Origin of the sequence: Labrys miyagiensis (assembly GCF_030160835.1) — a bacterium.
Taxonomy (GTDB): domain Bacteria; phylum Pseudomonadota; class Alphaproteobacteria; order Rhizobiales; family Labraceae; genus Labrys; species Labrys miyagiensis.
Window position 1 is genome coordinate 1 of the sequence record NZ_BSPC01000030.1, and the last position, 7,106, is coordinate 7,106.

Annotated in this window: 6 protein-coding genes and 1 pseudogene; 2 read left to right on the forward strand and 5 right to left on the reverse strand. The window is 56.7% G+C overall.

The window, feature by feature from the left end:
- Positions 1-45: 45 nt before the first annotated feature.
- The 4 genes and pseudogenes from QQL24_RS17825 to QQL24_RS17840 all read right to left on the reverse strand — a co-directional run.
- Complete coding sequence (locus QQL24_RS17825; protein ID WP_284313643.1) at positions 46-450, reverse strand: phage holin family protein; 405 nt, start codon at positions 448-450, stop codon at positions 46-48.
- Positions 451-461: 11 nt separating this feature from the next.
- Complete coding sequence (locus QQL24_RS17830) at positions 462-998, reverse strand: hypothetical protein (RefSeq protein ID WP_284313644.1); 537 nt, start codon at positions 996-998, stop codon at positions 462-464.
- 610 nt (positions 999-1,608) lie between these two features.
- Positions 1,609-2,919, reverse strand: a complete 1,311-nt coding sequence (locus QQL24_RS17835) for an Nramp family divalent metal transporter (RefSeq protein ID WP_284313645.1) — start codon at positions 2,917-2,919, stop codon at positions 1,609-1,611.
- Positions 2,920-3,029: 110 nt separating this feature from the next.
- A pseudogene (locus tag QQL24_RS17840) lies at positions 3,030-3,917 on the reverse strand (SDR family oxidoreductase); the annotation flags it as partial.
- Positions 3,918-4,194: 277 nt separating this feature from the next.
- On the opposite strand from QQL24_RS17840, the gene QQL24_RS17845 reads away from it, so the two are divergent.
- On the forward strand, positions 4,195-4,530 hold the full coding sequence (locus QQL24_RS17845) for a DUF2934 domain-containing protein (protein WP_284313646.1): 336 nt from the start codon (positions 4,195-4,197) through the stop codon (positions 4,528-4,530).
- A gap of 213 nt (positions 4,531-4,743) precedes the next feature.
- Here the strand turns inward: QQL24_RS17845 and QQL24_RS17850 are convergent, their stop codons facing one another.
- A complete protein-coding gene (locus QQL24_RS17850) occupies positions 4,744-5,088 on the reverse strand; it encodes a hypothetical protein (protein WP_284313647.1) in 345 nt (114 codons plus the stop codon).
- A gap of 71 nt (positions 5,089-5,159) precedes the next feature.
- On the opposite strand from QQL24_RS17850, the gene QQL24_RS17855 reads away from it, so the two are divergent.
- On the forward strand, positions 5,160-6,329 hold the full coding sequence (locus QQL24_RS17855) for a DUF1236 domain-containing protein (RefSeq protein ID WP_284313648.1): 1,170 nt from the start codon (positions 5,160-5,162) through the stop codon (positions 6,327-6,329).
- Positions 6,330-7,106 lie beyond the last annotated feature (777 nt).

Sequence of the window (7,106 nt, forward strand, 5' to 3'; positions counted from 1 at the left end):
CCTCGATTGCTGAACAAGCGATCTTCGAGTTCCCGCATTTCGAGCTCATGAGGAGACATGTGCGACAGCCTTTTTCAAAGCAGCAAAGTCTTCGCGCAGTGCTTGAACTGTGCGGAGGGGGACGGGCGTCCAGTTTTTCATGCGAGTCCTTGCCGCCAGGAGACATGTCAGAGCACCGATTCCAAGGGCGACGGACACGATCAGCGCGGCAAGCGCCGGCGTAATGCCTAGAGAGATAATAAACAAAACAAGGGCGGCGAGCGCTACTGCCACACTCAGCAGCAAAACGACGCCCCCGGCAATCCCCAACATGCCTGCAGACAGCATGATAGAGGTCTTGGCTTTAACTTCGGCTTGGAGCAGCTGAGCGTCCTGGCCGAGTTGGCTGCCCAACTCGGCCCGGGCGACTTCCAGGAGCCGAACAAATGAGACGTTCGGGTCATACGCCATTTTGCAGGTGCCTATGCTGACCGACTCGAAGCGCGCATTAATCGCGACAGAACGATCCCCGCGACAAGACCGCAGCCAAAAAATGCGGCTGGCTGACGCTTCGCAAAGTCGGAAACGGTATCAAAAAGCTCACCCACGTTGCGATCGCGAATGTCGGTCGAAATCTTTTCGACGCCCTCGGCCGCGCTACGAACGATCTTCGCAATCTGAGGGGATGTTCCTTCGATTCCGTCAGCCGCATCCTTTGCCGACCGTGCGAGATTAACGACCGCGTCAGCGCCAGCGGTCTTGTTGCTCTCGACGGCTTCCTTGAAAACCGCGGAGGCATCAGATGCAACTGCGCCGGCGTAGGCCTTGCCTTCCTCTGCGGCCGTGGACGCCAGATTCTGGACGTCCTCAATGGCGGTGCTGGTGGTATCTCTCAGCTTGGCGCCGGCCTGCTTCGTCTGAGCCATCGGGTCTGATGGCGCTCCGGACGGAGTGGGATTGAGATCAACGTACCGGGGCTCGCTGCCACTATAGGGAGTTGTGGATTGATCGGTATTCATTGGTTTGTTCCTTGGTTGGGGCACGCACGAATGACAATTCCAGATTGAATTGGCTGTGCAGCAACACGTCAGAGCAAGGCATAGTTCCACTGCGTTATCGGCTTGCGCCGGTTTCACAATTTGAAGGTTTGACCGGCCTTAGTGTCCGATGTCGCGCCCGATCCCGCTGGAGGCGCAGGCGGGTGGCCAGCGCAAATCAGAACCGTCGGCGTTCGCTGGCTCAGTGAGGAGGCTTGGGCGGCCTCCCCTTCCTGTTTGTGTTATTTGAAAATGCTGGAAGCTCGGCGATGAATTGGAGGCGATCACCGGCTCGAGCGAAGAACAATAAAGCCGGCAAAACGTTCCCACGCAAATACGAGGGCGGCCTGAAACAACGCAGCGCCAGCCTGTATGCCGCAATCCAGCAGTTAACCCTAGGCATCGCGGATCGGTCAGTACTCTGGGTAAAACAAAATCGAACACCGGCGTAGGCAGGCCGATGTATACATTCCAGATAGGAACACTAAGGAAGAGTACCCCTGTCTCATAGTGCTGGAAGCGTTTCCTTTCGTGACCGAGCCTTATGGCACGACGTTGCGCAGTACAATGCGAAAAGCTGGCAATGTGAAAGCTAGCGTTGCAGAAACGCTCCGGTGACGACCACAACAGCCGCTGCAGTCATCACGGCGGTCGCCAGCCAGCCCCAGAATTTCAGGCCCGCACTTATGACGCCATCTCCCATAATGTCTTGGCGCGCCGACAACAGCATCAGGACGAACATGATGGGAGCCGCCACAATTCCATTGATGACAGCGCTCCAATAAAGCGCTGATATCGGATTTATGGGCGTCAAATTGAGAGCGGCCCCAATGGCCGTTGCGACAGCAATGACACCATAGAAGGCTTTGGCGTTCAGTGGCTTGCGGTCCAGCCCAGTCGGCAAACGAAACATCTCTCCAACAGCATAAGCCGCTGAGCCGGCAAGCACGGGGACGGCGAGCAGGCCGGTTCCGACGATTCCCAAAACAAACAGAATTTCCGCGCCTGCGCCTGCTACTGGCTTGAGCGCCGCTGCGGCTTCAGCGGAGCTGGAAATATCTGTCTTGCCTTGGGCGTTCAATGTTGCCGCAGCGGTAACGAGGATGGACAACGCGATGAGGTTTGAGACTCCCATCCCTGCAAAGGTATCGAGGCTGATACGGTTAAGGGCGCCCTTCGACTGTTCTGGGGCATCCTTAAGCCTCTCACGCTCATCCTCGGCGTTCAGGTCTTCGACCTCCTGCGATGCCTGCCAAAAAAACAAGTAGGGGCTTATCGTCGTGCCGAAGATCGCAACAATGCCTGTGACGTATTTGAGATCCAGGGACAGCGAGGGAATGAAGAGACCGCGCGCAAGAGCGCTCCAATCAATTTTCACCATGAACAAAGTGGCGACGTACGCAAGCAGTGCGAGCGTGAGCCATTTGAGAATATTCACATATCGCTTGTAGCTGGTGAAGACCTGCAAAACAATGCACAGGGCACCGATGCCGAGGGCATAGAAGAACTCCGGTCCGCCGACCAACAGTTTAATTCCGTCGCCCATCGCGCCTATGTCTGCGCCAATGTTGATGATGTTGGCGACTAGCAGAAAAGCGACGCTAATATAGACCAGCCAATTTGGATAATATTTCCGAAGATTGCCAGCGATGCCGCGCCCGGTTGTTCGCCCGATGCGCGCGCTAATTATCTGCACCGCGGTCATCAGCGGGTAGGAAAACAGCAAGGTCCAGCTCATGCCATAGCCGAACTGAGCTCCGATCTGTGAATAGGTCGCTATGCCGCTAGGATCATCATCCGAGGCACCGGTGATCAGGCCGGGGCCGAGAATGGAAAGCCAGCCTTTCTTTTTCTTTTCCGGTTGAGGAACTTGTGAAAGTCCAACGTCGGCCTGATCGGTCATCGGGGTCGCCCACCCCGCATCCGATCCGGGACGGCGCGCTTGTTGCGGAGTTCCCCTAAACGTCGCAACGCTTCCCGGGTTCCATTGTCTATGTGAGGAACCCCGTAACCTATGCCATTGCCGCCGGTCACGCCGTAGACCTCACCATTGATGAAGCTCGCCTCGGGCGACGCTAGGAGCACATAGACTGGTGAGAGCTCAACTGGTTCGCCGGGGCGGCCCAGATCACTATTCTCGCCAAAGTGTTCCACCTTCTCGTCAGGTTGGCCTCCGCTCGGTTGAAGAGCAGTCCACACCGGCCCGGGCGCTACCGCATTTGCCCGAATGCCCTTCTTGATGACCTGTTTGGAAAGTGCCTTGGTGTAGGCGACGATACCGGCCTTGGTCGTGGCGTTGTCGAGCAGAATTGGGAAGGCTCATAGGCCTGCACCGAAGCGGTGTTCACGATGGCGCTGCCAGCGGGCATATGCGGAAGAACTGCCTGCGTGATCCAATGCAAGGCGTAGAGATTGGTCTTCAGCGTTTTATCGAAATCGGCCGTGGAGAGTTGCGCGATATCTTTGCGGAACTGCTGGCGAGCGGCGTTGACGACCAGGATATCCAGCCCACCCAAGCTTTCAACGGCTTTTTCGACCATGGCCAGGCACCAGGGTTCCTTCCTCGATGTCACCAGGCAACGCCCCGGCTTTCCCTCCCTCGGCCTTGACGAGTTCAATGACCTCGGCTGCGTCTGCTTCTTCATTGGGAAGATTAAGAAATCGCGACGTCCGCGCCTTCACGAGCGAAGGCAATAGCGACGGCGCGGCCGATACCAGAATCGCCCCCGTCACGAGCGCCTTGCGTCCGGCGAGCTTTCCGCTGCCGCGGTAGCTCTCTTCGCCATGATCCGGCTTAGAATCCATCTCTGAGGCGAGGCCTGGTCGTAGCTGTCACTATTTCGGAAAAGGCGGTGCGGGATATTTGCTGCGAGGATCTTGCAGGGCAAATTGATCTGACATGCGGTGTTCTGTGTTGAGCGTTCATGGCCGTTCCGGATGAACGTAGGGCTTTTGACGGAGGTTCCACTTCTCACGCATTTCAGGAACAAATTCCGCCCGTAGGAGTTCGATTGAGCCCGAAAAAATCGAGTTCTATCTTCGATGAGCGAGATATTGCGTCCTTAGACAGGCCAGACTTTTCCAGCCCTATGAAACGCACGTGCATTTGAAACAACGCCGGTGCCGAATGAGTTCAGTGGAGGGCAGGCAAATTGCCAAAGCAGAAGGAAGCGTGGCAATGCGTTCGAAACAGGATGGAACGGGAATTCCTCCCTACGCCGCCGAAACGGCGGCTGAAATCAGCAAGCTCGGAAATGGCGGCCGCGGTAACTCGGAGAGCCTCATGGACGCCGAGGAAAAAGGCGTGACGCCGCAGTTAATTGCAGAAACTGCCAAGCGAGCGGAGAGGGCTATCTCGGGTGAAGTCCCACCTTCGCACAACATCGAGAAACCTCATGACGATGCGCGCATCGGGGAGATAGCCTATTCGATCTGGCTAAAGGAAGGCCAGCCCCATGGCCGTGACCTCGATCATTGGTTTCAAGCCGAACGGATCAACTCCACCAAACGATGACCCTGCCGAAGAGCGCTCACTAGAAGGTCCCTTAGCGAGGTCGTGCGGGTACCTGACTTAAATCCCGCTATGCAAATCCAGTACCTTCTCGGTTCAATTGACCGGATCCGCCTTCACCAAGTCATTTCGTAATCAGCACAGAAATCAAGGGCGGACATACGCTTGCACGGTGCGAAAAAATATCGGTCTTGTTCACTTTGACAAAGCGACGGGTTATGTCCCCTCGACAAGGATCCGCGTCAGCCGACCGTCGGCATCCTTACCCCACCAATGGCCTTGCTCATTGTCGTAGCCGTAGCCACCTTGGAACGTCTGGGCGCTGCGAATGGCGCTCTCAAGCGCTTCTTCGTGCGTCTCATAAGGCATAGAGCCGACATTTCGCTGCTGGGTTTCGTCGACAATTTCGATGAGTTGATATGGCATGTGCAGCTCCCTGAAATCGTTTTGAGACACGTTAATTTTTTGTGCCCGGCGAGCAAGGGCTGCGGATATTCGAGCCTCGGACCGAATGCGATTATTGAGCCTCAGATCGAGGAGGAAGATGGCGATGGATTTCAAGTTCGGCTACGCCACGCGGCATATTAGTCTCGGACGAGGGGGAACAACCAGGGGTACCTGCGCTTTTAGCATTGAAGGGTTCGAAAGAGTCGAGCCTCCTCATCAGCAAAAAGAGGTACCCGATGAGAAGCAAGCTACTCGTCACGGTCGCCGTCGCGGCGTTCTCCACCGTGCTAGCCGCAGGCGCCGTCTTCGCACAGGACGAATTGATCCCGAAGCGCAAGCAACAGCAGGAGGGTGCGCCTCCGGCCACGCAGCAGGAGCCTGCCAACAAGATGCAGACGCCACAAAAGAAACTCGATCAGTCCCAGCAGGCACCCGCCACCGAGCAGCCTAAGCCGGCCGAGCAAGCCGGCGCACCTGCCAAGAAGCCAGTCGAGAATACGGAGCAAGCGACGCCGGCCAACCGCAATCAGGCTGATACCAATCAGGCGCAGAAAGGGTGCGCCGCTGGCCAGGAGGGGAACTGCCAGCCTCCAAAGACCCGCAAAACGGGCAACGCTCAACCAGGCACCACGATAAAGCCGAAGACCAATCTTGGTCAGCAGCAGCCTGAGCAACCTGCCCAGCCCCAGAAAAAGCCGATGACCGGCGAAAACGTGCAGCAACCCGCGACACCCGGGGCGAAACCCGATCAGACCCAGGCCGGAACGGCCCCGACCGGCAATCGCACCGACGTCGACATCGTCGGCTCTATCAATGTGCCCAAGGATAGAGCCAGCCAGGTGCGCGACAGGCTGTTCCGCACCGGCGAGCGCAGCGATGTCGGCGTCAATGTCAATATCAATGTCGGTGAGGCGCTCCCTGCACGCGTGCGCCCGCGGCCACTGCCGGTCGACATTGTCGAAATCGTTCCGGAATACCGCAACTATGACTATGTCATCATCCGTGACGAAATCGTCATCGTCGAGCCTCAGACGCACAGGGTGGTTGAGATCATTCGGAAGCGTGGCGGCCCTGCCCACGCCAATGCAGCCAACAAGATCAGGCTGACGGCCGTGCAGCGCCAGGAGATTCTGCGCTATGGCAGAGAGCACCGGACTTCCAACGTGGCCCCCGCTCTCGATGTCGAGTCCGGCGTGAGCGTACCAGGCGATGTTGAACTTGTGCCAATGCCCGACAGCATCGTCACAGAGGTCCCGGCTATCCAGAGCTACGACTTCTTCATTGATCAGAACGATGAGGTCGTGCTCGTCGATCCGGAAAGCCATTCCGTGGTCGAAGTGATCCAGGGCGATTGATCTTCCAACCCGACGCCGCGAGGCGTCGGGTTCAATTTGCCGGGGGAACCGGGCAGTCCATAGCGCCTCTTTGCAATTCAGGTATTTCCGTAGACATCATTGAGTTGCATAACGGATTTCCGAAAGGCCGAAGCCGCACATATGGTCATCGTGCTCTGGTCCGTCGCATTGACACACTGATCATCGGCAAAGGCTAGTGTAGGCAATCTCGAGGTCAAGACCTCGCCAAGAATTTCAGCTCGAAACGAGGTTATCTCCATCAGATACAGCGACCCACCAGATATCGGTACATCTTCCCGGTAACAACTACTCGTGGATCGTGAAGGTGGGCAACATGCCATTCGTTATATCGCAATTGCCCGTCCCACGGCCTGTTTCAACATAGGCCAATGCCTCTTTGGTCCACTCGAACCGGAAGACCACCTGGTTCATCCCAGGGCGCATGTCGGCCACCTCGATCGGGGAGGTGATCTTTGCGAGCCCTGCTGCCCAACTCGCTCAACCTTGAATGGACCACAATCGCTCTCTATGTTGGAAGGTGCTGAGTAGATCGGCTTGCCCCGCGTGTTTTAATTGCGTCGAGCCTGACTTCTCGTCCCATCGAAATTGATTGCTGCCCCTTGGTACACCTCGCGTGCCGGCTTTCTTCACGCTCCAATTCATAGAAATCCGCTTGTCTTAAAGAGAAGCGGTTCGCGGAACATAATGCAAATTGATCTTATACCAACGGCCCTAATCATTGACCGATATGGGCCCAATCACGCATTCCGATTGAAG

Excerpts from the sequence above, each read along its gene's own strand:
- QQL24_RS17835 (WP_284313645.1), bottom strand. The coding sequence starts at position 2,919 with ATGACCGATCAGGCCGACGTTGGACTTTCACAAGTTCCTCAACCGGAA.
- QQL24_RS17825 (WP_284313643.1), bottom strand. The coding sequence starts at position 450 with ATGGCGTATGACCCGAACGTCTCATTTGTTCGGCTCCTGGAAGTCGCC.
- QQL24_RS17845 (WP_284313646.1), top strand. The coding sequence starts at position 4,195 with ATGCGTTCGAAACAGGATGGAACGGGAATTCCTCCCTACGCCGCCGAA.
- QQL24_RS17830 (WP_284313644.1), bottom strand. The coding sequence starts at position 998 with ATGAATACCGATCAATCCACAACTCCCTATAGTGGCAGCGAGCCCCGG.